The following is a 1,444-nucleotide window of genomic DNA, read 5'->3' as shown; positions in this document are numbered from 1 at the left end:
TTGGAGTTCTTCGACGGAGACCTCGTTGAGGTGATCCATTACAGACAGCATATATCTTTGAGTAAAAAGTTCTACCGACTACTATAGGTGAGCGCGTGTCGAAAAGCGACCTGGAAGACCTTCGAGGAACGCGACCTCGACGTCGCCTACCCGTCGTTCGGGTCATTCTGTGAGAATTGGGTGAAAAAAACAAGTCGCAAGGCCGTGACTTCAACACGCCCACGCAGCTGCCCGGCGTGGAGATGGGCAGCGACGACTGCGTCTACATGGGCGAGAACAGCTACTCAAGATCCCTCTGGTCGATACTCTCCACTTCGGGGATATTAGGATAGAGCGTGTCTGTGGAGACGATAGGATCATCAAGTGTCTGGGCGGTTCCGGGATGGACGCCGTCAAAGATGTTCAACGAGTCGTACTGCGACCGCAGTTTGGCGGCGGCATCTAACGCATCGCCCCCGAGCGGGATTATCTCAATTCCCAAGTCGGCGATCTCCTGATAAGCGCGCACGACCCGATCACGTGGCCATTCGTCTTCCATCACGTACTGGAGTTCGATGCCGGTAGCGATGGACGTTTTCGGGGTATCTATCGTCTCCAGATCGGCCTCGCTGGCGAGTCAGTCGTCCTCCTTCAGTTCGGCGAGAGTGACATTCAGATCAAGATACACGTTTGCGCTCCAGCCGCTCCTTGAGATCTTCATGAGCGCGCTCCACAGGCTGGTCGTGGACTCGCTTCAGGCGCTCCTCCCGAACAACCAGTCGAGCGCCGTACCGCAGCGCTTCGGACCGAGAGCCGAAGACGCCATCCTCGACAAGAGCTCCTAGGCGTTCTACCAACTCCGACGGGAGTGAAACTGGCACAGATTTTTTTCACTGCTCATATTTATACGCATTCTATACTATTGTCTAAATTCATCGCGTAGAGTAAGTTCTCAACAGCAGCCAGCGCACTTCGATCACTCTCCCTCACCGCTGAGGGCGTACTTGGTCTTCACTTGGCCACTGCTGTAGGTCTCGACACTGTACAGTCGCCAGTTGGTGTTCGTTAATGTTGATATACAACCAATGCTGAATAAACTCTTACAGATAAGTATATTATAATTGTTTGTCAATAACTAACACTCCACGTGAAACAACGTGGTGGGAGACATTATGAACGGAATACAAGACGGAGTTGCGGTCGTCACTGGTGGTGGATCGGGAATTGGTCGACAGTCATCACTTCGGTTTGCCGAAGCAGGAGCAAACGTCGTTGTCGCCGATATCGACGAGGAGAGTGGCCACGAGACGGTTGAGATGATCACGAGTGACGGCGGCGAAGCGACGTTCGTCAAGACAAACGTCACCGACTCTGACGATGTTGACGCGATGGTACAGACGGCGCTTGACGAGTACGGCGGGCTTGACTTCGCACACAACAACGCCGGCATCGCAGATGAGGGTAC

The 1,444-nt window shown here is 53.7% G+C and carries 3 protein-coding genes; 2 read left to right on the top strand and 1 reads right to left on the bottom strand.

What is annotated here, in order from left to right:
• Window positions 1–280: 280 nt before the first annotated feature.
• Window positions 281–538, bottom strand: coding sequence for a PIN domain-containing protein (locus Z052_RS07005; RefSeq protein ID WP_241897914.1), 258 nt, complete (start codon window positions 536–538; stop codon window positions 281–283).
• Window positions 539–566: 28 nt separating this feature from the next.
• Here Z052_RS07005 and Z052_RS07000 point away from each other — a divergent pair, with 28 nt between their 5' ends.
• Both Z052_RS07000 and Z052_RS06995 read left to right on the top strand, forming a co-directional pair.
• The gene (locus Z052_RS07000; RefSeq protein WP_094521200.1) at window positions 567–824 is read left to right on the top strand and encodes a hypothetical protein; all 258 of its coding nucleotides are present in this window, start codon (window positions 567–569) and stop codon (window positions 822–824) included.
• Between the two features lie 327 nt (window positions 825–1,151).
• Window positions 1,152–1,444: SDR family NAD(P)-dependent oxidoreductase (locus Z052_RS06995; protein WP_144050010.1), on the top strand; the 293-nt coding region annotated here is incomplete at its 3' end.

The organism is Halorubrum sp. C191, from assembly GCF_002727095.1.
Lineage (GTDB): Archaea > Halobacteriota > Halobacteria > Halobacteriales > Haloferacaceae > Halorubrum > Halorubrum ezzemoulense.
Note: the sequence above shows the minus strand (reverse complement) of the source record. Positions and strands in the feature narration are given on the sequence as shown.